The sequence below is a fragment of the Pseudomonas sp. AB39(2026) genome (assembly GCF_059831485.1).
On record NZ_CP195212.1, the window covers coordinates 2,644,598 to 2,670,025 of the forward strand.

Here is a 25,428-nt window from a genome sequence, read left to right on the forward strand (position 1 = left end):
GCCAGGGTCAGGCCAATAGCTGTACCAGCCCTTGCATTGCCAGCCAGGCAAAGACACCGGCAAGCACATCGTCCAGCATGATGCCGATGCCCCCATGCACATGCCGGTCGATCCAGCGAATGGGCCACGGCTTGAGAATATCGAAGAACCGGAATACCAGAAACCCTATGATCAGCCAGTACCAGCCCTCAGGCACCAGCCAAAGGGTAATCCACATGCCGACCATTTCGTCCCATACAATGCCTTCGTGGTCATGCACACGTAGGTCATCGGCGACCTTGCCGCATAGCCAGAAGCCGAACAGCATGGTCAACCCTAGTACCAGCCAATACCCCCAATCGGGCAGCATCTGCCATAGCGGGATGAAGGGCAGCGCTACCAATGAGCCCCAGGTGCCTGGTGCCTTGGGCAGGGTACCCGAGCCAAAGCCGAACGCGAGAAAATGCCACGGATTGCGCCACACTGAAGGTGGCACAAACTCCGCAGGTACCTGGTTCGGATGGTCTGTCACGGTTGCTCCCGAAAATGTTGATAGCCCAACTGGCGGGGCGTGATCTGCCTGCCCCGTTCATCAAGCAGACGTACGCCGCTGCCTGCCAGAGCCTTGCCGATCACGAAGGGCGTGTGGCCCTGTAGACGCAATGCCTCAAGGTGCTGAGCGGGTAATGTGAACGCCAACCTGTAGTCGTCGCCTCCACTCAGCGCCGCTTGCAAAGCAGCAGGGCTGCCAGCGAAGGCACATACGGCATCTGACAACGGCACGCTTGATTGTTCTATTTCAAGTGCTACGCCCGAAGCCGCCGCGATGTGGCCACAGTCCGCCAGCAGGCCATCGGAAATGTCCAGGGCAGCCGTTGCCAGGCCTCGCAGTGCCAGGCCCAAGGCAAACTGAGGTTGTGGTGCCCAGTAACGTTCGAGCAGCAGGTCGTTGACAGCCGCTGCAGCAGTGCACTCACCCAATACCAGCGGCAATGCACCTGCGGCCTCGCCTAACGTTCCACCCACGCATAGCAGGTCGCCAGGGCGAGCGCCTTGGCGGGTCATCGCCTGGCCCACGGGTACACTGCCAAAAACAGTAAGGGTCAGGCTCAACGGCCCACGGGTGGTGTCCCCCCCTACCAGCTGCATGCCACACGCCAGTGCCATGCTGTCCAGCCCTTCGGCGAAGGCCTGCAGCCATGCAGGGGCAACGGCCGGCAGCGTCAGGGCCAGGGTGAACCCAATCGGTGTTGCCCCCATGGCGGCCAGGTCGCTGGCCGCAACGGCGAGCGCTCGTTGCCCCAGCCGGTGCGCAGGCGCGCCCTGTGGAAAATGCACACCTTCCACAAGGGTGTCGGTAGAGACGGCCAGCTGTTCGCCTTCAGGCAGCCCAAGCAACGCGCAATCGTCGCCGATACCCAAGGCCACGCCGTTTACGGTACGTGCGCAGGCTGCCGCCGCAAAGTAGTGGCGGATCAGCTCGAACTCCCCTAGCGCCACGGCCTTAGCGCTTGTGCGCTTTGACTTCGGGCGCGCGCAGGCGCGGCGCCAGCTTGTCCAGCACGCCATTGACGAACTTGTGACCGTCTGTGGCGCCGTAGATCTTGGCCAGCTCGATACCTTCGTTGATGACGACTCGGTAAGGCACGTCCACTCGCTTGAGCAGTTCGAACGTAGACAGGCGCAGCACCGCCAACTCGACCGGGTCCATCTCGTCCAGCGTCAGGTCCACGCAGGGCGCAAGGGCTTCATCGATTTCGGTTTTGTTGGATGGTACGCCGTGCAGCAGCTCGCGGAAGTAGGCACCGTCTACATCACTGAAGTCGTTGTCCACACGAAACTGCGCTTCGATTTCGTTGAGCGAGTGCCCAGCCAATTGCCATTGATACAAGGCTTGGGTGGCCATCTTGCGGGCCTCGCGGCGCTTCGCGGTCTTGCTTTTCGCAGCAGCAGGGTCCTTGGCTTCCCGAGGGTTGAACTGCTCGTTTTCGTCGTTGATCACTTGGCCTCCAACTGCGCCAGCAGGCTGACCATTTCCAGAGCAGACAAAGCTGCCTCAGCGCCCTTGTTGCCTGCCTTGGTACCGGAACGCTCAATGGCCTGCTCGATGGAGTCTACGGTGAGCACACCGAACGCCACGGGCACACCAAACTCCATGGACACCTGGGACAGGCCCTTGGTGCATTCGCCAGCAACGTATTCAAAATGCGGCGTGCCGCCACGAATGACTGCACCCAGTGCAATGATGGCGTCGAACTCGCTGCGCTGGGCTACCTTTTGTGCTACCAGCGGGATTTCGAATGCGCCAGGGGCACGGATAACCGTGATATCGCTTTCATTGATGCCGTGGCGAACCAGTGCATCAACCGCACCGCTGACCAGGCTTTCCACAACAAAGCTGTTGAAGCGGCCAACTACCAGTGCATAGCGCCCTTGTGGGGCAATGAAGGTACCTTCGATGGTCTTCAGGGTCATTCGGCGGTCTCGTATTTAAAGAGCCAGGCCGCGTGAAGCGGCCTGTGGGTAAGTAAAGTCCAAAAGCAGGCAAGGGGCCTGTTTATTCGGAGGGCACGTATTCTACAACTTCCAGATCGAATCCGGATATCGCGTTGTACTTCATTGGCGAACTCATCAGGCGCATCTTGCGCACGCCCAGGTCGCGCAATATCTGCGAACCGGCACCGATGGTGCTGTAGGTAGTAAGGGCCTTGGGCGGCGCATGTTCGGTCACTTCACGGATATGCGCCAGTAAGCGGTCGCCATCGGGCGCATGCCCCAGCAACAGCACCACACCTGCGCCGGCCTCAGCCACCCGGCTCATGGCTGCCCGCAGGCTCCAGCGCCCTGGCTGTCTCACCATGAGCAGGTCACGCAGGGGGTCCATATTGTGGACGCGCACTAGCGTAGGCTCCTCGCCTTGGATTTTCCCCAGGGTAAGGGCCATGTGCACATCGCCTTCGACCGAATCCCGGTAGGTCACCAGGTTGAACGGCCCCAGGTCGGTGTCCAGCGGCCGCTCGGACACCCGCGCCACGGTACGCTCGTGGATCATGCGGTAATGGATCAGGTCGGCGATGGTACCGATGCGAATCCCATGCTCGGCGGCAAAGGTTTCCAGCTCGGCCCTGCGCGACATGGTGCCGTCATTGTTCATGATCTCGCAGATCACCCCCGCGGGCTCGAACCCGGCCATACGGGCCAGGTCACAGGCCGCTTCGGTATGCCCGGCACGTGCAAGTGTTCCCCCCGGCTGGGCCATCAGCGGGAAGATATGCCCTGGGCTGACGATGTCGTCGGCTACAGCGCCTCTGGCCGCAGCAGCCTGTACGGTCCGTGCCCTGTCTGCTGCAGAAATGCCCGTGGTCACGCCGGTGGCTGCTTCGATGGAGACGGTGAACTTGGTGCCGAAACCTGAACCATTGCGAGGGGCCATCAGTGGCAGCTTCAGGGTTTCACAACGCTCGCGGGTCATGGGCATGCAAATCAGGCCACAGGCAAACCGCGCCATGAAGTTGATGTGCTCGGCCTGGCAGCATTCGGCGGCCATGATCAGGTCGCCTTCGTTCTCGCGGTCTTCGTCATCCATCAGGATGACCATCTTGCCCTGGCGAATGTCTTCTACCAGTTCTTCAATCGTGTTGAGCGCCACGCGGCACCCCCTTGGTGTTATTTGAGGTAGCCATTGGCGGCAAGAAAGCCTTCGGTGATCCCGCCCTGCCCGGGCTCGGCGGCCTTGTCACCCAGCAGCAGACGCTCCAGGTAACGGGCCAGCAGGTCGACTTCCAAGTTGACGCGGCGCCCTGGCCGGTAGTCGGCCATTACGGTCTCGGCCAGCGTGTGAGGCACAATGGTCAGCTCGAATTCGGCGCCATTGACGGCATTGACCGTCAAGCTGGTGCCATCCACGGTAATGGAACCCTTGTGGGCGATGTACTTGGCCAGTTCCTTCGGGGCTCGCACGGTGAATTGCACAGCGCGGGCATTATCGCTGCGGGCAACGACTTCACCTACGCCATCCACATGCCCACTGACCAGGTGACCACCCAGCCGGCTGCTAGGGGTCAGGGCCTTTTCAAGGTTGACCGGGCTGCCAGCCTTCAGATCGTTGAAGGCGGTACAGTCCAGGGTTTCGCGACTCACATCAGCCCAGAAACCATCACCGGGTAGTTCCACAGCAGTGAGGCACACGCCATTGACGGCAATGCTGTCGCCCAGCTTCACATCGCCCAGGTCCAGCTTGCCGGTATGCACGTGAACGCGCACGTCACCGCCCTTGGGCGTGAGGGCGCGGATGCTGCCAATGGATTCGATGATGCCGGTAAACATGAAAACCTCCGGGAAAACGGGAATTATACGGGGCGGGCTGGCGCTGGCACGGCAATGACCTGCCAGTCGTCGCCCACCGCTCGCATGTGCACAATCTTGAGCGCTGGTGCTTCGGCCATATGGGCCAGGGGCCAGTCCAGCAAAGGCCGTGCGCTGGACCCCATGAACAGGGCCGCCATAAACACGTGGTATTCATCTACCAGCCCCGCCTGCGCAAAGGCGCCCGCCAGGCGCGAGCCGGCCTCTACCAATACTTCGTTGGCGCCGCGCCGCGCGAGTTCACGCAATAACTGTGGCAGGGCTACCTGGCTGCTTGAACCGGGCAGTGCCAATAACTCAGCGCTGACCGCCTGATAGGCGGCAGAATCAGCCGGCGGCTGGGCACACACCACCAGCGATGGGCCAGCGGCGAAAAAGGGGGCTGTAGTGGGTACACGCAAGCGACCATCGACCAACACCCGCGTGGGGGACCGGCTGGTTGCCAAGGCCGTTGCAGCTGGCGGCAGGCCCAGCTCAGCCGCTCGTACGGTCAAGCGCGCGCCATCGACCATGACCGTATCTGCGCCGGTAATAACCACACTGGAACGAGCCCGCAGGCGTTGAACCGCACGCCGGGCATCCGGCCCGGTAATCCATTGGCTCTCACCGTTGGCCATGGCCGTTCGGCCATCCAGGCTCATGGCCAGCTTGACCCGGACAAAAGGCAAGCCCTGTTCCATACGCTTGATAAAGCCTGGGTTGATCGCCCGGGCCTCAGCCTCCAGCACGCCAGCCTGCACTGTGACCCCGGCTGCGGCCAGCCGGGCCAACCCTTGACCGGCGACCTGAGGGTTCGGGTCCTGCATGGCAGCGACCACCCGCCCTACTCCAGCCGCCAGCAATGCGTCTGCACAGGGCGGCGTGCGGCCATGGTGGCTACAGGGCTCAAGGGTCACGTAGGCGGTCGCGCCCCGAGCCGCTTCGCCGGCCTGCCGCAGTGCATGCACTTCAGCATGGGGCTCGCCCGCCCGTACGTGCCAGCCCTCGCCTACTGTTTCGTCACCGCGGGCGATGACACAGCCCACACGTGGGTTGGGGTGAGTGGAGTACAGGCCCTGGCGCGCAAGTTCCAGCGCGCGGGCCATGAAACGACGGTCCACAGCATCTTGGGTCACGCTGTTCATTTGGCAGCGGGCTCCCTGGCCAAGCGGTCCAGTTCTTCCCGGAATTCGTCTAGCGCCTGGAAGCGGCGATACACCGAGGCGAAGCGGATATAGGCGACTTCATCCAGCTTGCGCAGCTCGGCCATCACCCATTCGCCCACCACCATCGATTTCACTTCACGCTCTCCCGTGGCACGCAGTTGCCCCTTGATATGGCCCAGCGCAGCTTCGATCCGCTCGATGCTGACAGGCCGCTTTTCCAAAGCCCGCTGCATGCCTGCACGCAGCTTGTCTTCGTCGAAAGGCTGACGGCTGCCGTCCTGCTTGATCAGGCGAGGCAGCACAAGCTCGGCGGTTTCGAAGGTTGTGAAGCGCTCGCCACAGGCCAGGCATTCGCGGCGGCGGCGGACCTGCTCGCCTTCTGCGACCAGTCGCGAATCAATGACTTTGGTGTCGTTGGCGGCACAGAAAGGACAGTGCATGGTGGCCGGTACGTTCTGGAAGGGAGAACAATGTTAGCGCATCGCCCGGCGCAGACACAGCCTTGGGTTTCAGGTATACAGGCCAGGCGCGATGACGCGCTGGTTTCATGCCTACAGGAACAGGCTTCCCATGACAGTACGTTCACTTGCCTTGCTCTGCTGCGTCGGCCTGCTTGCCGCCTGCTCCAGCGAGCCCACCAAGCCGCCACCCGCCCCCGCGCCTGCGGCAGCCAAAGCCCCCGCCCCGGATATACGCGACCCGGAGCCCCTTGGGCCTTTGCCCGCTTATCAGCGTGAACTCAGCGGCACCCTCACCACCATTCCTCGTGGTGCCGAGGTGGAGCTGGCCCTGCTGGTCGTAGACGAACGGGGCCGGCCTCAGCAACTGCTGGCCAATACCACACTGGCCGGTACGGGCCAGCCGCTGCCCTTCCGCCTGCGCTTCAACCCCGATGCGTTCCCTCAAAATGCTCGTGTTGAACTGCGCGGCCGCGCCAGCCAGTCTGGCCAGCTGATTCTGCACCTCACGCCAAGGCAGATCGGCGGCCCTACCACGCAACTGCTGGGCACCTTGGAAATGACCAAGGCCCCTTGAATGCCCCTTGAACACCTGCACAGCGCCTTGGCTGAACTGCTAGGGGAGGCCCGGCTTGCGCAGGTCGCTTTGCCGGGTACAGGGCTGCATCTCTGGTTGCTGGACCCTGCCAACATGGACCGGCCTTTCAGCCGCGAGGAAACCCAGCGGGTGCTGGACACGCCGCCTTATTGGAGCTTCTGCTGGGCCAGTGGCCTGGCCCTGGCACGCTTCATCGCCCAGCACCCCTATTGGGTACAAGGCAAGCGGGTATTGGACTTCGGCGCCGGGTCAGGCGTGGCAGCCATCGCAGCAGCCCGTGCAGGGGCTGCCGGCGTGGTGGCCTGCGACCTGGACCCTATCGCCCTAGAGGCCTGCCGAGCCAATGCAGCGCTTAATCGCGTGACGCTTGAATACCGCGACAACGCTTTTTCTGCCGGCGACAGCTTCGACCTGGCCAGCTTCGACCTAATAGTGGCCGCCGATGTGTTGTACGACCGGGAAAACCTGCCGCTGCTGGCTGCCTTTCTGGAACGCGCCCCGCAGGCACTGGTGGCCGACTCTCGCATTCGAGACCTTAGCCACCCGTGCTATACCCGGCTGGCACACCTTCAAGCCATGACGCTGCCGGACCTGGCTGAACCTGAAGCGTTTCGCCAGGTAAGCCTGTACCACGGCCAGCGGCCGTGACTTTCAGCCGGCCACGGCAGCCATTATAGTGTCGCCAATCATGTCTTCTTCGAGAGTCACCATGAGTCAGGCCACCGCTTACATTTTCGATGCCACCGATGCGAACTTCCAGCAGGAGGTCATCGAAAAATCATTCGACCAGCCCGTATTGGTGGATTTCTGGGCCGACTGGTGCGCACCCTGCAAGGCCTTGATGCCCGTGCTGGAAAAAATCACCGAGGGCTACCAGGGCGAGCTACTGATGGCCAAGGTCAATTGCGACGTTGAACAGCAAGTAGTTGCCATGTTTGGTGTACGCAGCTTGCCTACCGTGGTGCTGTTCAAGGACGGCCAACCCGTGGATGGCTTCGCCGGTGCGCAACAGGAATCGGCTATTCGGGCCATGCTTGAGCCTCATGTGGCAGAACCCGCGCCGATTGCGGCCGATCCCTTTGAGCATGCCCAAGCCTTGTTTGCAGAGGGCCGCTACAGCGAGGCCGAAGTGGCGTTGCAAGGCCTGCTAAGCGCGGACAACAGCCACATGGCCGCCTTGATCCTGTATGCCCGTTGCCTGGCAGAGCGCAATGAGCTAGCCGAAGCTGAAACTGTACTGAGCGCCGTGACCGGTGACGAACACAAGGCTGCATTGGCGGGGGCAAAAGCCCAATTGACCTTCCTGCGCCAGGCCGGCGACCTGCCGGATGCTGCAGACCTGAAAAGCCGCCTGGCCCAGAACCCTCAAGACGACGAAGCGGCCTACCAGCTGGCAATCCGGCAACTTGCGCGTCAGCAATACGAGGGTGCCTTGGACGGCCTGCTTAAACTGTTCCAGCGCAACCGTAGCTACAACGAAGGCCTTGCCCACAAAACGCTGCTGCAAGTATTCGACCTGCTGGGAAATGATCATCCCTTGGTCACCACCTACCGCCGCAAGCTGTTCGCCGCCCTTTACTGACCGCCTGCCCAGGTATAGAGCGGTGCATCGGCGCCGCTCACCACCTGCACCTGATCACAGTGACGCAGCCGTACCAACAGCCGTTTGCCGGCTGCCGCATTACCTGTCAGCCCTTCCAGTTGCTCGAACAACGCTGGCCCGCTGATCTGCCCGCTGGCCTTGACCAGCGCCAACGCGTTCTGCCACACAGCGTCGGTAGCGGCTGGGCGTGGCTCGGGCGCGGCAGGCGTAGCCACCACCTGTGTATTATCCAGGGCGGCCTTCAGTTGCGCCCAATCACCCTCACCCATGTCTATGTTGAGGTCTATCGGCCATTGGCCGATCGTGCCCGTGATTCTGATCATGCGTTCCCCCCATAGCCCATGGCAGCGACCTTAACATGAAGCTTTCGGGTAAGCCCTAGCCGGAGAAGCAAAGCCGTTATAACATAACCAAATACTCCTGATGGACTTCCCCCATGCGCCACGCCCTGCTCGCCCTTTCACTCTCACTAGTGCCCGCCTTTGCACACGCTGCCACTGAGCCTGCTCATGCCCATGCCACGCTAGCGCCCCATGAGCACGGCACGGCGCGGCTGGATGTCGCTCTAGATGGCCAAACCCTTGCCTTGGACTTGGACAGCCCCGGCATGAACCTGGTGGGGTTCGAGCACGCACCTAGCACCGACGCCGACCGTGCCGCCATTGCGAAGGCGCGTGCACAGTTGGCAGCGCCTGTTCAGCTGTTCAACCTGCCCCCGGCTGCCAAGTGCAGCGCCACGCACCAGGAACTGACCAGCCCACTGTTCGGTAACGCCGCTGCAGAACCTGCTGGCCATGACGATGAAGATGACGGCGACGGCCATCACCACGAGCATAGCGATGTAGACGGGCACTTCCAGTTCACCTGCGAGCATCCTGAAGCATTGAAGCGCCTGGACCTGAGCCGCTTCTTCACCACCTTCCCCGCGACCCATAAAGTGCTGGTGCAGGCCATTACCGCCAACGGCCAAGTGGGCGTTGAAGCCACACCTGACAACAGCACACTGGTGTTCTGAACATGGCGGCGGCGTTGATCGAACTGCACAACCTGGGTTATGCCTGGCCAGGGCAGCCAGAGTTGCTCGACCTGCCTGCCCTTGAGCTAGGCACAGGTGAAAGCCTGTTCTTGCGCGGCCCGAGCGGCAGTGGCAAAACCACGCTGCTGGGGTTGCTTGGCGGCGTTCAACTGCCTGATCGAGGGCAGGTACGGCTGCTGGGCCAGGACCTGGCTCAGCTCCGCCAAGGCGCGCGCGACCGCTTTCGAGTGGACCACACCGGGTATATCTTCCAGCAGTTCAACCTCCTGCCTTTTCTGTCGGTTCGCGAAAACGTACGCCTGCCGTGTCGCTTCTCCACCCTGCGCTTGGCCCGCGCACAGCAACGCCATGGCAGCCTGGAAAAGGCCACCGATACCTTGCTGGAGCGGCTAGGCCTGCCCAGCTCGCTGTTTGACCGGCGCGCCGATGCCTTGTCCATTGGCCAGCAGCAGCGTGTGGCCGCTGCCCGCGCCCTGATTGGCCAGCCAGAACTGGTGATCGCCGACGAGCCCACGTCGGCACTGGACAGTGATGCGCGGGAAGCCTTCCTGCGCCTGCTGTTTGAAGAATGCCAGGCCGGCGGTGCTGGCCTGCTGTTCGTAAGCCACGATCAGAGCCTGGCACCGTTGTTTGATCGGGCTGAATCCCTCATGGACCTGAATCGCGCCACGCGCGCCCGGGAGGCTTGATGCCGTTACTACGCCTTGCCCTGGCAAGCCTGGCCAACCGCCGTTTCACCGCCGCACTGACCGCCTTCGCGATTGCAGTTTCCGTGTGCCTGTTGCTGGCTGTGGAGCGTGTTCGCACCGAGGCGCGCGCGAGCTTTGCCAGCACCATCAGCGGTACGGACTTGGTCATCGGCGCCCGTTCCGGCTCGATCAACCTCTTGCTGTATTCGGTATTCCGCATCGGTAACGCCACGAACAACATTCGCTGGAGCAGCTTCGAACACTATGCCCAAGACCCGCGGGTAAAGTGGGCCATTCCGATTTCCCTGGGTGATTCCCACCGGGGTTACCGTGTGATGGGCACCGATCACAACTACTTTGAGCATTACCACTATGGCCATGGCCAGGCCCTTGAACTGGCGCAAGGCCGCGCCTTCGCCAACGACCCGTTCGAAGTGGTGCTAGGCGCCGAGGTGGCCGACGCCCTCCATTACGCTTTGGGCGATCATTTGGTACTGGCCCACGGTGTTGCCGCCATCAGCCTGGTCAAGCATGACGACAAGCCCTTCACGGTGGTAGGCATTCTCAAGCGTACGGGTACCCCTGTGGACCGTACGCTGCATATCAGCCTGGGCGGCATGGAGGCGATTCATGTGGACTGGCACAACGGCATGCCCGCACGGGGTGCCGAACGTATCAGCGCAGACCAGGCACGCGCCATGGACCTCACGCCCAAGGCGATCACGGCCATGCTGATAGGCCTCAAGAACCGAGTGACCACCTTTGCCTTGCAGCGTGAGGTGAACGACTACCTGGACGAACCGTTATTGGCCATTCTGCCAGGCGTGGCCTTGCAGGAGCTGTGGAGCCTGATGGGTACGGCAGAGCAGGCACTGTTCGTTGTGTCGTTGTTTGTCGTGCTCACCGGTTTGATTGGCATGCTGACGGCCATTCTCACCAGCCTCAATGAACGCCGCCGGGAAATGGCTATCCTTCGCTCGGTGGGTGCGCGGCCTTGGCAGATCGCTCTGTTACTGGTTGCAGAGGCCGGCGCGCTAGCAGCGGCGGGCATCATGGCCGGCGTAGCGCTGCTGTATGTGAGCATCGCCTGCGCGCAGGGTTATGTGCAGGCCAGCTATGGGCTATACCTGCCACTTACGCTACCTAGCGCCTATGAATGTGCGCTACTGGGGCTGGTATTCGGCGCTGCTCTCCTGATCGGGGCCATTCCCGCCTGGCGGGCCTACCGGCAATCGTTGGCTGACGGCCTGACGGTCCATCTTTAGGAGTTGAATCACCTGTGCGCCGCCTATTGCTCGCCTTCCTAATGGTCATAAATACGGCCTATGCCGAACCGATTCGTGTATTGACCTGGGAGGCACTGGTACCGCCGGACGCACCAAAAATCGCCCCGGTGCTCACCCCTATGCATGACCTGTCCAAGCTAGGCACAGGGTTAGCCGAAGCGGCCCCAGCCGCCCATCAGCTGGCCCCCCATTCACCGGTGGTGAAGGCCTTGGATGGCCAACTGGTCAGGTTGCCCGGCTACATCGTACCGCTGGAGGTCAACGAAGAAGGGCGTACCACAGACTTCCTATTGGTGCCCTACTACGGCGCCTGCATCCATGTGCCCCCTCCGCCTTCCAACCAGATCGTTCATGTGACCAGCGAGCTGGGTGTGAAGGTAGAAGAGTTGTACCAGCCCTACTGGATCGAAGGCCCGATGCAGGTCAAGGCCAGTAGCAGCGAGCTGGCCGAAGCGGGCTACCAGATGGAGGCGGAAAAGATTTTTGCCTACGAACTGCCGGACTAGAGCACCTGGTGCGACACAGCGCCGCAGACAGCGATAGTGCCGTTATTGATCTGGATCAATAGTCGGTAAGGGAGGGGCGTTCAGGATTGAACGCATTCGCCTACCCATGGAGCTGTCATGAAAACGTCTGCCCTCAGTGCCGCTGTGCTTGCCTTGGCACTGGCTACCCCTACCGCCTTCGCCCACCAGGCCGGGGACCTTATCATCCGCGCTGGCGCCGCAAAGGTGTCACCCGCCGAGGACAGCGGCGAGCTCAAACTCGATGGCGCGCGTATCAGTGGCACCAAGGCTACGCTCGATGGCGACACCCAACTGGGACTGGCCTTCGCCTACATGCTGACCGACCACGTCGGTATCGAATTGTTGGCAGCCACGCCTTTCCAGCACAGGGTTGGCGTGAAAGGTATCAGCAACGCCACAGGCATCGATGGGCTGGATGGCAAGCTGGGCGATATCAAACAACTGCCCCCTACCCTGTCCCTCCAGTATTACCCCATGGCCCCAACGTCGCGCTTCCAGCCCTACGCCGGGGTTGGCGTGAACTATACGATGTTCTTCGATGAAGACCTGAGCAGTGAACGCAAGGCCCAAGGCTTTAGTCACCTCAAGCTGCAGGACTCTATTGGCTTGGCTGGCCAGGTAGGCCTGGACTACATGCTGACCGACCACCTGATGTTCAACGCCGCCGTGTGGTATGCCGACATCAATACCAAGGCCAGTGTGGATGGCCCCACAGCCTTGGGTGTAGGCCGTACCAAGGTGAACGTGGATGTGGACCCCTGGGTGTATATGGTGGGGTTAGGGTACAAGTTTTAATATCAGAGCCTTCGCCAGCAGCCACATGCACCCTGCCGTACATGGCCTGTAGGACCGGTCGAAGCCAAAGGCGGAGGCCGGGAAGCTCTGCAACCAACCGGGGCCTACCGGGACCTACCGGGACCTACCTGTCAGCGGCTCCCGTCACCCAGCAAGCGCCGCAGCCCCGTTTCAAGCGGGGTTGTGTCGCCCAGCGTGAACTGCGCCAGCAACCGCGCGTTGTTGGCGCGTGAATGCCTGATATCCCCTGCCCTGGCCGGCTGATAAGTGATCGCTGGCAACCTGCCCACCACCGTGCCCAGCGCCTCAAGCAACTGGTTGAGGGAGGTGGTGTGGTTCAACCCTACATTGAAGGGCCCCTCTGGCGCGCTTGGGGCTTCCAATGCCTGCACCATCAAGCCAACCAGATCTTCCACATAGAAGAAATCACGGGTCTGCTCGCCATCCCCAAATACAGTAATCGGCAAACCGGCCTGCGCGCGCTGGGCGAAAATGCTGATCACACCAGAATAAGGTGAAGAGGGGTCCTGGCGAGGGCCGTAGATATTGAAGAACCGGAACACCACCGGCTCCAGGCCGTGCTCACGCCGGTAGAAATCCAGGTAATGCTCGCTGGCCAGCTTGTCAGCCGCATAAGGGGTCAAGGGCGCCTTGGTAACGGCTTCATCAATCGCTTCGCCCTCACCGTTATTGCCGTAGATGGCTGCGCTGGATGCAAACAGTACGCGGCGTACCTGGTTGGCCCGCAATGCCTCACACAGGTTCAGCGTGGTCACGAAATTGCTTTGATGCGTTGCTACGGGGTCTTCCACCGAAGCTTGTACCGACGCTACCGCTGCCAGGTGCACGGCAGCACTGCAACCTTGCGCAGCCTGTGCAAGCAGCGCCGTATCGGCAGCATCACCAACGTACAACTGCAGTCGTGGATGCCCCAGCGGGAGGTTTTCGCGCTTGCCTGTGGACAGGTTGTCCAGCACACGGACTGCATAGCCGCGCGCCAGTAGCGCGTCAACCAAGTGGGAGCCAATGAAACCGGCACCGCCGGTAATCAGAATGGGGCGATCAGCCATGGCGGTAATACCGGTCCAGCAGGGTCGGCAAGCCGGCACGCCAGGCGCGTGGCTTGATGCCGAACGTATGTAGAATTTTCTTGCACGCCAGCACGGCATGCTGGGGCTCTTCGGCAGCGTCGGTACAGGCGGCGTGCGCCTGTGGGGTCGGCGCCCGGACGCTCAAGGCACGCAACCCGGCCGCCTCGGCCAGAATGGCCTGGCCAAGGGCGACTGCGGTGGTGGCCTCATTGCCGGCGTAGTGGTACGTGCCCCATAACGGCGCAGCGCAATCAAGCTGCTTGACGACGGACAGCACCACGCGCGCCGCGTCATCGACAGGTGTGGGGTTGCCACGGCGGTCATCGGCCAGTCGTACTTCGCTAGCCGTTTGCGCGCGTTTCAGGAAGCGGCCCAGCAAGCCATCGGCGCTGTCATCGAGCAACCAGCCAAAGCGCAGCAGCACGTGCTGAGGGCAGATGGCACGTACGCTCTGCTCAAGGCGCCACAAGGCCTGGCCGCGCACACCCAAGGGCAGCGGCTCATCCTTTTCGCTGTAGGCCGTTGCACGGGCGCCGTCGAATACTCGATAGCTGGAAGGCTGGATCAATACGATACCGTGGTGCTGACACAGTTCGGCCAGGCGCTCCACCGCTCGCTCCTGCGCGGCAAGCTGTGCTTCGCTCACCTGCGCGGCCTGGAACCAGTCATGGTAATAGGCAAGGTTTACCAGCGCATCGGGGCGGGTATCGTCGAGCAATTGGGTCAGGCTGGAAGCGTCCCAGACGTTATCCGGGGGGCGGGGGGCCAGGAAGCCGATGTCTTCCTCGGCACCTTGGCGAATCAGCGCTTGACCAAGGGCGCTACCGCCGCCCAACAGCATTAGGCGCATTCGCATAGAGTTAGCAGGTCCAATCCGAAGTGTTCAGCGTATGGCCAAGCCATCGCAGGACTGGCCATTTTGCGTGTTTATTGGTCGTTAGTCACCCTGTAGGCAAAGTTTCCCCCGCCTACGCTCCACCTATTACCCAGTGGCGTCAGGCAGGTAGGCCTGACCACGCCTGATCCACATCAGACAGGCCCCAATCCTGTGCCATTTCTATACGCACAATGCGGTCCTCTCCTGTAGACAGATCAATGCACGTGGTGCTCAGCCGGCGGCGCCTTTTGCAGTCAAGCACCACGGCTACCTTGGGCGACAACAGGGCACCGTCGTTCTGGTCTATGACCACTGCCAGGCGGTCACTGCGCAAGCGGACCAAAGCGCCGATGGGATAGATGCCGACTGTACGCACAAAGGCCTGGAACAAGTGGCCATCAAAATGCCCCTTCCAAGACGCCATTTCCTTGAGCGAATGGGCAGGCCCCCAAGCCCTTTTGTAGGGGCGGGCCGAGGTAACGGCGTCGTAGACGTCACAAATGGCAGCCATGCGGGCCATCGGGCTGATAGCCTCGCCGGCCAAGCCATGGGGGTACCCCGTGCCGTCAAATTTTTCGTGGTGATGCAGGCATACATCGATGGCCGCCACGCTGAGAAAACCACTGCGGCGCAAAATATCCAGCCCGCTTACGGGGTGCGCACGCACTACGGCGAACTCATCATCGGTAAGCCGGCCAGGCTTGTTGAGAATCTCCAGCGGGATGGCCATCTTGCCAATGTCGTGCAACAGCCCGGCGGTGCCTGCTTCCAATACCATGGCATCAGGCCAACCTAGCTGACGCGCCAGCGCCACCATCAGCCCACAGACGGCTACCGAATGCATGTACGTGTATTCATCCGCCGTTTTCAGGCGCGCCAGGCTGATCAAGGCGTGAGGGTGGCGCATGACAGACGCGGCAATCTCTTCCACTACGGCGCGTGAGTGTTCACTGCTGATGGCCTGGCCCAGGCGAGCATCATTGAACATGCTAGCCACGGCGCGCTTGGCCCGGGCACATACTTCAACGGCCTGCTCCACTTCGGCCTGCAGGCTTTGTCGAGCCGGTACAGATAGTGCCGGTGCTACTGCTAGCGCCTCCAGCGGCACGTCCAAACCCTTGGCAGTGTCGATAAGCACTTCAGCCATGCCGGACCCACGGATGCGCTCCAGGTCCACAGGGTGCTGGATCTTGAACCCCACTTTCCAAAGAGACTGCGTGATGCCATCGCCTAGGGCTTCATGCAGAAACATGCCGACGGCTAAATCCGTAACTGAAATTTTTCGAATCATACGACGCACCCCATGGTGCCTTCACTGTAACGGCAAAAGACATCATTTTGCCACTATTTATGCTTTGCCGCGCCTCGCGTCAAGGCGCATAGCGGTGCAATGGACCGGTAATCCGCTCAACGGCCTGCACGCTTGATGTCGATCCACTCGCGTGTCATCAGCCGCATGATGCCTTTGGGCAGCTCCTTGGACACATACAACTTGGCCATCACTTCCGGCGGCGGGTAAATCCCTGGGTTACCTGTAATCGCAGCCCCCATAAGGGTGTTGGAAGCAGGATTAGGATTGGCATAGCCCACGGTTTCACTCACGCCAGCGATAACCTTCGGGTCCAGCATATAGTTGATAAAGGCCATGGCCTGTTCGGGGTGCTCGGCGTCCTTGGGTATGGCGAGCATGTCGAACCATAGGTTACCGCCCTCTTTGGGCACCACGTAGGCCACGTTGACGCCATTGCCCGCCTCGTTGGCCCGACTGGCGGCCTGTATCACATCACCCGAATAGCCAAAGGCGACGCAGATATCTCCGGTCGCCAAATCGCTGACATATTTTGAAGAATGGAAATAGGTCACGTAGGGGGCAACCGCCTTGAGTTTGTCTGCCGCGCGCTTGTAGTCGTCAGCGTTTTCACTCCGGGGGTCGAGCCCCATGTAGTTGAGTACGGCTGGGAACAGTTCGTCTGGAGAATCCATGAAAGACACGCCGCAGGCCTTCAGCTTTTTGATGTTTTCAGGTTCGAACAGCGTGGCCCAGGAGTCGATCCTGTCCACCCCCAGTACCGCTTTGACCTTGGCTACGTTGTAGCCAATACCATTGGTGCCCCATAAGTACGGGACGGCGTACTGGTTACCCGGGTCGTTGGCCTCCAGCTGCTTGAGCAACTGCGGGTCGAGGTTTTTCCAGTTGGGCAACTGGTTACGGTCCAGCTTCTGAAAGGCCCCTGCCTTGATTTGCCGCCCCAGAAAGTGGTTGGACGGTACTACCACGTCGTAGCCGGTATGCCCGGCGACCAACTTGCCTTCAAGGGTTTCATTGGAATCAAACACGTCATAGGTCGGCTTGATGCCGGTGGCCTTCTCGAAATCGTCAAGGGTGGTCGGGCCAATGTAGTCCGTCCAATTGTAGATTTTCACGGTGCCACCCGCCGCGTGGGCCAGGGCGCCAAAAAGAACGGCGGACAAGCAGAACAATGTGACGACTGACTTCATGAAGCCTCCAGTAGGCAAGCTAGGCCAGGTTAATTCACAAACATAGCCACTCAGAGCGTAGCCGAACCCGTCATGCCTTATTGGCTTTGGTCCGAGCCGCGCTGATAGCGATGCATGAACGCACCAGCACTGGGCAAAGCGCCGCAACAGTCGGTTTATTTGCACCCAACAAGTGCCGCAGAAAAAATAAACACCATAAAAACAACAAATACAACATATCCCACTTGACGCTTCAGAGCGTTGTGACTGTAATGCGACTGCCATCACCATACGCCTCACTCTTGCTGGAGCTTCAATGATGACTGAGCCTTTTAAGCAGACCATGCCGACTGTCATAGAGGCAGGCACGTTGTTGCATGCCTGCACATTGACGCCCGAGCATTTGGTTAAGCTCAGTCTTGATGCCATAAAAACCCACAATTCCACATTGAACGCTTTTGGCGATGTCTATGCAGAATTAGCGCTTGAGCACGCTCAAACACTGGGTGAAGAAGCCAGAAAGGGCATGTTCCGTGGGCCGCTGCATGGCATTCCATTCGGTATCAAGGATCTGTTTTCCACAGCAGGCCTGCGCACAACCAAAGGTTCTCTGACAAGCTTGACTAACGTGCCGGTCAGGGACGCGCCAATCATTAGACGGTTGAAAGAGGCCGGCGCCATCATTCTTGGCAAAACAGCCACCACCGAATTTGGGTGGACCGGCGCGAGCACCTCCCGTGTCTTTGGCAATGGCCGTACCCCTTGGGACCCGCAGTTGACCAGTGGTGGCTCCAGCTCCGGCTCTGCCATTGCAGTGGCCGCGCGCATGGTGCCTGCGGCGCTGGGGTCCGACGGCGGCGGCTCCGTAAGAATTCCAGGCGCGTTCTGCGGTGTATTCGCCTTGAAAGGCTCCTTGGGCCGCATTCCTACCTGGCCATGGTCGGCCACTGAAATGCTGAGCCATGCAGGGCCTATGACGCGCACAGTGCGCGACTCTGCCCTGCTGTTCGATATTCTGTCTGGCCCTGACCCTCTGGATCACCAGGCCCTGCCTGCACCTGAAGAATCGTACCTGGCACGCTGTGACAAACCTTTGGGGCCGTTACGCATCGGCTATGCCCCCACCCTGTTCAACACCCCTGTGGACCCAGTTATTACCACAGCGGTCGAAGCGGCCATTCAAACCATTGCAAGCAAGCTGCACGTTGATATCACCACGCTTTCCCTCGACTGGAGCGATCCGCTACCCACCTTCGAAACGTTATGGGTGGGCGGCCGGGGCATTGCCTATGGCGCCACACTTACCGACAGGCTGGACGAGCTGGACCCAGGGTTTGCTGAGCTGATCAAGCGATCGGCCCAGTACAGCCTCGCCGACTACCTGCAAGCCGTGCAGCAGCGAGCGGCGTTCGCCAATCAGGTGCATGGGTTGTTTCAGAACTACGACCTGCTGCTTATGCCCACCCTCCCCGTCTTGCCCTTTTCTGCAGAGGCGGTTGCGCCGTTGGGGTGCGCAGGGCAGGACGGTGCTGTGCCGTGGGCGCACTGGACGCCCTTTACCTACCCTTTCAACCTCAGCGGCAACCCGGCAGCGAATATTCCCTGTGGCTGGAGCCCCACTGGGTTGCCTATCGGGTTACAGGTGGTGGGGCCACGGTTTGCAGACGGGCCTGTACTTCAATTTTGTGCAGCCATTGAAGCCATCGCGCCTTGGGACCAGCGCATCCCGCCCATGCTGGGCGCCTGAACGTAGTAAACCGTAGCCTGCCCATGTGCAGGCAGCGGGTGGGTACACTGGCGTTTTATTTGTAGCGGAATCAAAGCCCTATGCTAAACCAGCCTCGTCTCGATGAAATTCTGCGCCTGCTAGCCCAGCAGCAGCGTGTAAAGGCGTCCGAACTGGCAGCCTCACTGTACGTATCTGAGGAAACTATCCGCCGCGACTTCAAGTACTTGGAAGAAATGGGGAAGTTAAGGCGTATTCACGGTGGCGCCATCTTGCCTCAGTTGCAGGATGAACCGCCGCTGCAGGTGCGTAGCCGGATCAAGCCGCAGGCCAAGGCTAGCATCGCCAATAAAGCCGCAGAGCTGGTAACTGAAGGCATGGTGCTGTTCCTGGATACGGGAACATCCACGCTGTCACTGGCCCACCGGCTGACGCAGTTCAGCCAACTTAGGGTAATTACAAATTCGCTGGACATCGCTCAGGTAATAACAAGCCAAAGTGACAATAAAGTGCTGGTAGCCCCAGGTGATGTTCGCCGTAAAGACAATGCGCTGATCGGCCCCCATACGCTGGAGTTTGCTGGGCAGTTTCATTACGACATCGCCTTCATGGGCATTGGGGCCTTTGACCTGGAGCTTGGACTTATGGACTACCAAGAGGCCGAGGCCATGCTGCGCAGACGCCTGGTCAGGCATTCAAGGCGAGGTGTCATCCTTGCAGACGACGGCAAGTTCGGGCACCGCCTATTCATAAACACACTGCCATTTAGTGCGATCACTACGCTGGTGACGAACCGCCCCTTGTCGGCTGAGTTCGCCACTCGCCTGGAGCAAGATAATGTCGAGATCCTGTATGCCTGAACCGCTGATACCCAGCGCTGCCGATCATGCCCAGTTCCAAGACCTGTTCGAACGAAGCTCTGCTATCGGTGCTACCGCGGCAGGCGGCCTGCATCGGCTTGCAGCCTCATCCGAAGATGGCGAGGCGCGCGACCTGCTGTGTGAGTGGCTAACAGCCCAAGGGCTCGATGTTCACATCGATGCCATTGGTAACATCTTTGGATTGAAGACCTTCACACCGGGCGCCCCTTACGTGGTGTGTGGGTCCCACCTCGACAGCCAGCCCAGTGCAGGGCGATTCGATGGCGTATACGGCGTGCTGGCGGGGGCCGTCGCGGTGGCCAGCCTGGCGCGGCAACTGGAGGAACGCCAGGAAACCCCTGCCTGCAACCTCGCAGTGGTTAACTGGACAAACGAGGAAGGCGCTCGCTTCCAGCCCAGCCTGATCGGTAGCGGCGTATTCACCCACGCCCTTACGCTGGAACACGCCTGGGGCAGCCAGGATGCTGACGGTGTGAGCCTGAAGCAGGCATTGCACGCCATAGGGTACCTGGGCCAAGGCAGGGTGGACCTGGAGGTTGCAGGGTATGTGGAAATTCACGTGGAGCAAGGCGCGGCGCTGGAACGTGAGCACCATGCGATTGGCGTCGTCCGAAGCACCTGGGCGGCGCTCAAGCAACGCATTCGCTTCACGGGCGAGCAGAACCACACCGGGCCAACGCCCATGGCAGACCGCCGGGACGCTATGCTGGCAGCGGCACATGCCGTCATTGCCGTTCGCGACGAAGCCGACCAGCACGGAGGGCGCATGCACAGCTCCGTTGGCCGCCTTGAGGTGTACCCCAATTCCCCCAACGTGGTGCCCTCCCTCGCCACCTTGATGGCCGAATACCGCGCCGAGGATGTTCACCTCCTTCAGGCTGCAGGCGACCGCCTAGACGCCACCGTTCGCGCCATTGCTGAAAGAACCCAGACGCAGGTCGAGATTGAAAGCAGTGTGCTGCGCAGCCCGGGTGTTCTGCATGAAGGCTTTGCCGAACTGGCCCACGCGGTAGGCCAGCAATTGGGACTTTCGATCACTGATAGCGTCACCGTGGCCGGCCACGACGCCATCAGCATGAACCGTAAATACCCTACCTGCCTGCTGTTCATTCCAAGCCAGGGAGGGCTGTCCCATAACGAAGCGGAGTTCAGCAGTGCACACGACATGCGCAACGGTTTGATCATGCTCACGGCCTTGCTGCACCGTGCCTGCACCCTGCCAAGCGACCTTCACTGAGGCCAGATCATGCCGAACTCATCGACTTTGCTGGCCCGCCTGAATACAACCTTATTAGGGCATGCGCCAGGCTGCAGCCCTCTGGTTGCACCAGGAGCACCGGCTGTGGCTTCGCCGTCCAGGCTGGCAACGGAGTGGGCGGGATACAGGGTGTCAGGCGGCAATACCCCTTGCTACGCAAAAGTGCTGCAGGCGGACATGACTGAAGTCATCGATGTGGCGAACAGCGCACAGGCTAGCCGCTGTGCAGGGCTGACAGGCGCGACGCCTCGCTTGATCGGGGCAGACACGGCCCTGGGCGTATTGCTTTTCGACGCGCTGCCAGAGGACAGCTGGCGCACTGCCCGGCTTAACGACCTTGTCGCCCCTGAAAGCCTGAACAAACTGTGGGCTTTGAAACGGGCCGTTCATTCCGGCCCTTCCCCAGGTTTTGTTCGGTCCCCCATGGGCGACATCGACACGCTACGTACGCTTTGCCGTCGCGATCAGGTTGCACTGCCCCCCAGCCACGCTTGGATTAATCAATGCATAGACATGGCGTGGGAGGCGCTTCAAGGCCGAGCGTTCTCGGCAGTACCGATTCACGGCGACGGTGTCAGCAGCAATGTGATGATCTCCACAGAGGGCGAACTCAAGCTGGTCGACTTCGACTACGGCGGCTGCATGGACCCTTGGTACGACGTGGCCATTACGCTCAATGAGCTGTACCCGTTCGAAAACCAATGGCGCGAGGGCATTGTAGCCTGGGCTGGCCAGTGCCTTGAAGCGGACTACGCCGCCTGCCGGCTATATGCACTGATCAACGACTGGTATTGGACACTGTGGGCCTTCTGGGCCGGAACGGTGTCTGGCAGGTCGCTCGAATTCTCCAAGCTGGGGCAATGGACGTTCCTGCGCTGCCAGCAGGTCACGCAAGACCCACGGTTGGAGAGCTGGTTGCGTCTGGTAAAGAGGATAAGCGCATGACTTTGCTTGGGAACGCTTCAACCGCTCAGGAGCTGCAACTGGAAGCCGCTGTCAGCAGTATCGGGGAATGGCGAGGCCGACACATTCGCTACTCGCCTGTGAGTGGGGGTATTTCGAACACCAACTGGCGCGTAGAGGTTGAGGGCGCTGGCACCGCTTACTTCTTTAAGGTGCCCGGTGCCGGTACTGAAATGTTCATTGATCGGCGTACAGCCCACGACGCTAGCGTTGCAGCGGCAGCCACCGGTTATGGCGCACCGGTGTTTGCCTTTATAGAGGCACTTGGGGTTGAAGTGTTTGAGTTCATGGAAGGGTGGCGCGCCTCTTCCAACCTCGATTTCCTGAACCGCGATGTACGCCATAACGCATTGCGAGGGCTAAAGGCATTCAACGACCAGCCCTTGCTGCACCAGACCAAAACCATTTTCCACATGATCGAGGAGCACCAGCAGCAAGTGGCTGTGCTGAAGGGAGAAAAACCCTTCGACGATGCCTGGCTGTCCTTACAGTCCCAGCGGGCCCGTGCGGCCCTGGAAACCTCCGGGGTGGACCTGGCGCCCTGCATGAATGACACCTTGGCCGGCAACTTCATGCTCAATGCGCAGCAGGACATACGGCTGGTTGATTTCGAATATGCGTCCAATAATGACCGCCATTACGAACTGGCACTCTGGTTTGGCGAAATGTTCTTTACAGAGGACATGGAGCGCGAATTGATTGAGGACTATTTCGGCCAGGTAAAACCCGAAACAGTGGCCAGGGTTAAAGTGTACAAGGCACTGGCGGACATCAAGTGGTCCACCTGGGCCATGGTACAACACGCTGTATCGCAACTGGACTTTGACTTCTACAAGTACGGCGCCTGGAAACAGATGAGGGCACGAAGTGTCATCAATGACCCTCGTTGGGAGTCTTGGCTGCGCGAAGTGTAAGGCTTCACAACACTAATAAGAACATAGCGGGCCACCGCATAACTTGCTTTCTCTGCTTGAGTTTTATCGGACCTCACCTCGTAAGATCCAAAATTCAAGGAGCTTTCCCATGAACACGCTCTCGACGGCCCCACAGCCGCAGCGCACGAAGTCGCTGGTATTTGCGCTGTACTTTATCGCCTTACTGATGATGGCATTGTTTCCGCCCTTCTACCTGAAGATAAGTGGCAGCACGGTAGTGATACTGGGCATACCCCTGCCTATCTTTTACTGGATCCTTAATGCAACGCTCATGGGCTTGGGCCTATGGGTGCTTTACGCCTATGAATCCGCCACCGGGAATATCCCCGAAGATGGAGAAGCATGATGGTCAGCACAGTGCTTGGCTCCGACCTCTATATCACGTTCGGCCTTGTGGGCTTGTTTCTGGCAGGCATGATTGCAGTGCTGTATGCCACCAACCGCAAGAGTGACTCTTTTTCTGACTATGCTGTAGGTGGCCGTTCATACGGCCCTTGGTATATCGCCATGTGCTACACCAATTCCTGGTGGCCCGGCGCAACTTTTACCGCTTTCTTCGCACTCTCGGTAGGCGGTGCGCTGGGCTTTTACGGCATGGTCTACGCCACACTTGGCGTTACAGCCATGTACCTGATGGCGAACCGTGCCTGGACCTGGGGCAAGCGGTTCAACCTCACCACGCAACCTGACCTGCTAGGCATGCGATTCAATAGCCCCGCCGTGAAGCGGATCGCGTCCATCATCGGCATCATCTCGGTCTTTCCCTGGGTGGTCATGGGCATTCAAGCGCTGGCGACGTTGTTCCAGTTTGCAAGCTTCGGGCGCTGGGGCGTGACAACCTGCCTGTCTGTGGGGGTAGCCGTTATCCTGATACGCCAGTACTGGACCGTGAGCATGGGCATGCGCGGCCTGATCATGACGGACATGTACCAGGGCCTGATTGCCTATGTACTCTGCGCGGCGTTGTGCATCTTCCTGCTGTTCGGTGACCAGGCGTCTTTCTCGAACCTGGCTCACCTGCCGGCGAACATGCTGGTTATCCCAGGCGGAGAAGGCAGCACCTATGGCCCGATGTACATGTTCAGCCTGATCTTCACCGGCGTCATCGGCTCCATGTGCTGGCCCATGAGTTTCCAGCGCATCTACACCGCCAGCGGGGTGCGCTCGGTCAAAAAAGGCACGCTGGTCACCATTATGCTGGTGGCTGGGTTCTACGGCATTCTCATGCTGTTCGGTGCTGCCATCAGCCAGAACCCCAACGTTGCCGCTGCCCCGCAACACGGCTGGTTCCTGTCACTGTTCGATATCGGGGGCCCCTGGCTGCTGGCCCTTGCCATCGTGATTGTGCTGGCAGCGAGCATTGGCCATGTGGATGGCTGCGTGCAGGTTTGCGGCACCCAGTTCGCCAACGACCTGGCCACCTGGCGCACGCCCCGCACAGATCGGCAAAAAACCGTGCTGGCCAAGACAGGCATGGTCGTCTTCATCTGCGCGGCCTCTGTACTGGCTTACCTGACCTTCGACTATGCCCGGCTGCAACTGCTGGCGCAGATCTCCTATCAGGGCATCATCCAACTGGCAGTGCCGCTTTTTTTCGGCATTTTCTCTCGCCATGGCAACAAGCAGGGGGCAATCGCCGGGATGCTGGCTGGCATCGCCGTTGCCATCGTCCTGACCGTGCTTTACCCCGACGACATCCCCGCACTGGGTTCGCTGACCAGTGGCATCGTGGGCCTGGTCGTTAATGCCGCAACGTTCATCGGCTTTGCCCTGGCCATCAAACCCAGCGCAGCTGAGATCAAGCGTGTGGATGACTTGTTCAACGCCGGCACCCGCGTTTCAAAAACGATGAGTGCAGTGCCAACAATGAGTTGATAGCAGGCGCGCCTGAACCCAGGCGCGCACCCCCTATTTGGCACAAAAAAAGGAAACGCCGATGGCTTTGGCAATATTTGACCTGGACGACACCTTGATTCATGGCGACTGTGCAAGCCTGTGGAGCCAGGAAATGGTACGCCTGGGCTGGGTAGAGGGCGAGGCCTTCATCCAGCGCGATCGTGAGCTGATGCAGGCGTATGGTGAGGGCAAACTCGCCATGGAAGATTACATGGCGTTCAGCCTTGCGCCGATGGCTGGGCGCAGTACTGACGATGTCGCCGCTGCCGTGGTGCATTTCATAGACACCGTTATTGAGCCACTTGTGTACCACGATGCACGCCAGGCCATTGCCAGGCACCAAGTGGCGGGTGACCGGCTACTGGTGATCTCGGCTTCCGGTGCGCATCTCGTGTCGCCTATCGCTGCGCACTTGGGCATTGAAGAGGTACTGGCCATCGACCTGGACGTGAAGCGCAACCAGTTCACCGGCCACACCAAGGGTGTTCTGACCTACCGCGAAGGGAAGGTATTAAGGCTGGCGGCCTGGCTGGAAGCGAGCGGTGAAGTATTGGAAGGTGCAGCGTTCTATTCGGACTCGCGTAACGACCTGCCGCTGCTCACCGCTGTACCCAAGCCGTTTGCCGTCAACCCTGACCCCACTCTGCTGGCACATGCGCAACAACAGGGTTGGCCCGTGTTGCAGTGGTCCTGATCGTTGCCATTGGCATCTGCTACAGCATGTGCACTGTTAAGAGGCAGTTGCGCCCACCTTGCAAGGCGCTATTGGCAGATTGGTTCGCTCAAGGCCGAACCAATTGAACGCCTGGGCCGAACCAGTGCCTGCACCAATCTACCATTGG

At 60.3% G+C, this 25,428-nt stretch carries 29 protein-coding genes; 16 read left to right on the forward strand and 13 right to left on the reverse strand.

Translation table 11 applies throughout. The annotated features are described in order from the left end of the window. Window positions 1-7: 7 nt before the first annotated feature. The 8 genes from ACSAMW_RS12070 to nrdR all read right to left on the reverse strand — a co-directional run bounded on the left by ACSAMW_RS12070 (window position 8) and on the right by nrdR (window position 5,929). Complete coding sequence (locus ACSAMW_RS12070; RefSeq protein WP_500590539.1) at window positions 8-511, reverse strand: phosphatidylglycerophosphatase A family protein; 504 nt, start codon at window positions 509-511, stop codon at window positions 8-10. Continuing rightward, window positions 508-1,479, reverse strand: a complete 972-nt coding sequence (gene thiL / locus ACSAMW_RS12075) for a thiamine-phosphate kinase (protein ID WP_500590540.1) — start codon at window positions 1,477-1,479, stop codon at window positions 508-510. Before thiL ends, ACSAMW_RS12070 begins: the two co-directional genes overlap by 4 nt. A 4-nt stretch (window positions 1,480-1,483) precedes the next feature. Continuing rightward, window positions 1,484-1,981, reverse strand: coding sequence for a transcription antitermination factor NusB (gene nusB, locus ACSAMW_RS12080; RefSeq protein WP_500590541.1), 498 nt, complete (start codon window positions 1,979-1,981; stop codon window positions 1,484-1,486). Continuing rightward, window positions 1,978-2,454 (reverse strand): 6,7-dimethyl-8-ribityllumazine synthase, encoded by a 477-nt coding sequence (ribH, locus tag ACSAMW_RS12085; protein WP_168085146.1) that lies wholly within the window; start codon window positions 2,452-2,454, stop codon window positions 1,978-1,980. Before ribH ends, nusB begins: the two co-directional genes overlap by 4 nt. Before the next feature lie 82 nt (window positions 2,455-2,536). Continuing rightward, entirely contained in the window at window positions 2,537-3,628 is a 1,092-nt protein-coding gene (gene ribBA, locus ACSAMW_RS12090; protein WP_500590542.1) for a bifunctional 3,4-dihydroxy-2-butanone-4-phosphate synthase/GTP cyclohydrolase II, read from the reverse strand. A gap of 17 nt (window positions 3,629-3,645) precedes the next feature. After that, window positions 3,646-4,305: a riboflavin synthase gene (locus tag ACSAMW_RS12095; protein WP_168085148.1), complete on the reverse strand. Its 660-nt coding sequence runs from the start codon at window positions 4,303-4,305 to the stop codon at window positions 3,646-3,648. A gap of 23 nt (window positions 4,306-4,328) precedes the next feature. Next, window positions 4,329-5,468 (reverse strand): bifunctional diaminohydroxyphosphoribosylaminopyrimidine deaminase/5-amino-6-(5-phosphoribosylamino)uracil reductase RibD, encoded by a 1,140-nt coding sequence (gene ribD, locus ACSAMW_RS12100; protein WP_500590543.1) that lies wholly within the window; start codon window positions 5,466-5,468, stop codon window positions 4,329-4,331. Then, on the reverse strand, window positions 5,465-5,929 hold the full coding sequence (gene nrdR, locus ACSAMW_RS12105) for a transcriptional regulator NrdR (RefSeq protein ID WP_168085150.1): 465 nt from the start codon (window positions 5,927-5,929) through the stop codon (window positions 5,465-5,467). The genes ribD and nrdR overlap by 4 nt, the downstream gene beginning before the upstream one ends. Before the next feature lie 130 nt (window positions 5,930-6,059). Between nrdR and ACSAMW_RS12110 the strand changes: the two genes are divergently transcribed. From ACSAMW_RS12110 to trxA, 3 genes are all read left to right on the forward strand, one after another. Beyond that, window positions 6,060-6,524 carry a YbaY family lipoprotein gene (locus tag ACSAMW_RS12110; protein ID WP_500590544.1) on the forward strand — a complete coding sequence of 155 codons (465 nt, stop codon included), beginning with the start codon at window positions 6,060-6,062 and terminating at the stop codon, window positions 6,522-6,524. Beyond that, window positions 6,525-7,193, forward strand: a complete 669-nt coding sequence (locus ACSAMW_RS12115; RefSeq protein ID WP_500590545.1) for a class I SAM-dependent methyltransferase — start codon at window positions 6,525-6,527, stop codon at window positions 7,191-7,193. Window positions 7,194-7,254: 61 nt separating this feature from the next. Next, complete coding sequence (gene trxA, locus ACSAMW_RS12120) at window positions 7,255-8,127, forward strand: thioredoxin (protein WP_500590546.1); 873 nt, start codon at window positions 7,255-7,257, stop codon at window positions 8,125-8,127. Here trxA and ACSAMW_RS12125 read toward each other — a convergent pair. Beyond that, window positions 8,121-8,471 (reverse strand): hypothetical protein, encoded by a 351-nt coding sequence (locus ACSAMW_RS12125; protein WP_500590547.1) that lies wholly within the window; start codon window positions 8,469-8,471, stop codon window positions 8,121-8,123. The genes trxA and ACSAMW_RS12125 overlap by 7 nt on opposite strands. A 113-nt stretch (window positions 8,472-8,584) precedes the next feature. On the opposite strand from ACSAMW_RS12125, the gene ACSAMW_RS12130 reads away from it, so the two are divergent. From ACSAMW_RS12130 to ACSAMW_RS12150, 5 genes are all read left to right on the forward strand, one after another. Then, window positions 8,585-9,163 (forward strand): DUF2796 domain-containing protein, encoded by a 579-nt coding sequence (locus ACSAMW_RS12130; protein ID WP_500590548.1) that lies wholly within the window; start codon window positions 8,585-8,587, stop codon window positions 9,161-9,163. 2 nt (window positions 9,164-9,165) lie between these two features. Then, the gene (locus ACSAMW_RS12135) at window positions 9,166-9,873 is read left to right on the forward strand and encodes an ATP-binding cassette domain-containing protein (RefSeq protein ID WP_500590549.1); all 708 of its coding nucleotides are present in this window, start codon (window positions 9,166-9,168) and stop codon (window positions 9,871-9,873) included. After that, on the forward strand, window positions 9,873-11,138 hold the full coding sequence (locus tag ACSAMW_RS12140; protein WP_500590550.1) for an ABC transporter permease: 1,266 nt from the start codon (window positions 9,873-9,875) through the stop codon (window positions 11,136-11,138). Before ACSAMW_RS12135 ends, ACSAMW_RS12140 begins: the two co-directional genes overlap by 1 nt. A 41-nt stretch (window positions 11,139-11,179) precedes the next feature. After that, complete coding sequence (locus ACSAMW_RS12145; protein ID WP_500594030.1) at window positions 11,180-11,665, forward strand: DUF3299 domain-containing protein; 486 nt, start codon at window positions 11,180-11,182, stop codon at window positions 11,663-11,665. 117 nt (window positions 11,666-11,782) lie between these two features. After that, entirely contained in the window at window positions 11,783-12,481 is a 699-nt protein-coding gene (locus ACSAMW_RS12150; RefSeq protein WP_500590551.1) for an OmpW/AlkL family protein, read from the forward strand. A gap of 131 nt (window positions 12,482-12,612) precedes the next feature. On the opposite strand, the gene ACSAMW_RS12155 is transcribed toward ACSAMW_RS12150, so the two are convergent. The 4 genes from ACSAMW_RS12155 to ACSAMW_RS12170 all read right to left on the reverse strand — a co-directional run bounded on the left by ACSAMW_RS12155 (window position 12,613) and on the right by ACSAMW_RS12170 (window position 16,948). Continuing rightward, window positions 12,613-13,551 (reverse strand): NAD-dependent epimerase/dehydratase family protein, encoded by a 939-nt coding sequence (locus tag ACSAMW_RS12155; RefSeq protein WP_500590552.1) that lies wholly within the window; start codon window positions 13,549-13,551, stop codon window positions 12,613-12,615. After that, window positions 13,544-14,428, reverse strand: a complete 885-nt coding sequence (locus ACSAMW_RS12160) for a sugar nucleotide-binding protein (RefSeq protein WP_500590553.1) — start codon at window positions 14,426-14,428, stop codon at window positions 13,544-13,546. The genes ACSAMW_RS12155 and ACSAMW_RS12160 overlap by 8 nt, the downstream gene beginning before the upstream one ends. Before the next feature lie 139 nt (window positions 14,429-14,567). Then, window positions 14,568-15,740 (reverse strand): HD-GYP domain-containing protein, encoded by a 1,173-nt coding sequence (locus ACSAMW_RS12165; RefSeq protein WP_500590554.1) that lies wholly within the window; start codon window positions 15,738-15,740, stop codon window positions 14,568-14,570. A gap of 116 nt (window positions 15,741-15,856) precedes the next feature. Further along, the gene (locus ACSAMW_RS12170) at window positions 15,857-16,948 is read right to left on the reverse strand and encodes a polyamine ABC transporter substrate-binding protein (protein WP_500590555.1); all 1,092 of its coding nucleotides are present in this window, start codon (window positions 16,946-16,948) and stop codon (window positions 15,857-15,859) included. A 322-nt stretch (window positions 16,949-17,270) separates the two neighbouring features. On the opposite strand from ACSAMW_RS12170, the gene ACSAMW_RS12175 reads away from it, so the two are divergent. The 8 genes from ACSAMW_RS12175 (at window position 17,271) to ACSAMW_RS12210 (ending at window position 25,280) form a co-directional block, all read left to right on the forward strand. After that, window positions 17,271-18,674 (forward strand): amidase, encoded by a 1,404-nt coding sequence (locus ACSAMW_RS12175; RefSeq protein WP_500594031.1) that lies wholly within the window; start codon window positions 17,271-17,273, stop codon window positions 18,672-18,674. Between the two features lie 80 nt (window positions 18,675-18,754). Beyond that, on the forward strand, window positions 18,755-19,513 hold the full coding sequence (locus ACSAMW_RS12180; protein ID WP_500590556.1) for a DeoR/GlpR family DNA-binding transcription regulator: 759 nt from the start codon (window positions 18,755-18,757) through the stop codon (window positions 19,511-19,513). Beyond that, window positions 19,491-20,771 (forward strand): Zn-dependent hydrolase, encoded by a 1,281-nt coding sequence (locus ACSAMW_RS12185; RefSeq protein WP_500590557.1) that lies wholly within the window; start codon window positions 19,491-19,493, stop codon window positions 20,769-20,771. The genes ACSAMW_RS12180 and ACSAMW_RS12185 overlap by 23 nt, the downstream gene beginning before the upstream one ends. Before the next feature lie 9 nt (window positions 20,772-20,780). Next, on the forward strand, window positions 20,781-21,737 hold the full coding sequence (locus tag ACSAMW_RS12190; protein WP_500590558.1) for a phosphotransferase: 957 nt from the start codon (window positions 20,781-20,783) through the stop codon (window positions 21,735-21,737). Continuing rightward, window positions 21,734-22,669, forward strand: a complete 936-nt coding sequence (locus ACSAMW_RS12195) for a phosphotransferase (RefSeq protein WP_500590559.1) — start codon at window positions 21,734-21,736, stop codon at window positions 22,667-22,669. Before ACSAMW_RS12190 ends, ACSAMW_RS12195 begins: the two co-directional genes overlap by 4 nt. Before the next feature lie 109 nt (window positions 22,670-22,778). Then, the gene (locus ACSAMW_RS12200; protein WP_500590560.1) at window positions 22,779-23,036 is read left to right on the forward strand and encodes a hypothetical protein; all 258 of its coding nucleotides are present in this window, start codon (window positions 22,779-22,781) and stop codon (window positions 23,034-23,036) included. Beyond that, window positions 23,036-24,565: a sodium:solute symporter family protein gene (locus ACSAMW_RS12205; protein ID WP_500594032.1), complete on the forward strand. Its 1,530-nt coding sequence runs from the start codon at window positions 23,036-23,038 to the stop codon at window positions 24,563-24,565. The genes ACSAMW_RS12200 and ACSAMW_RS12205 overlap by 1 nt, the downstream gene beginning before the upstream one ends. Before the next feature lie 61 nt (window positions 24,566-24,626). Next, on the forward strand, window positions 24,627-25,280 hold the full coding sequence (locus tag ACSAMW_RS12210; RefSeq protein ID WP_500590561.1) for an HAD family hydrolase: 654 nt from the start codon (window positions 24,627-24,629) through the stop codon (window positions 25,278-25,280). The last annotated feature ends 148 nt before the right edge of the window (window positions 25,281-25,428 follow it).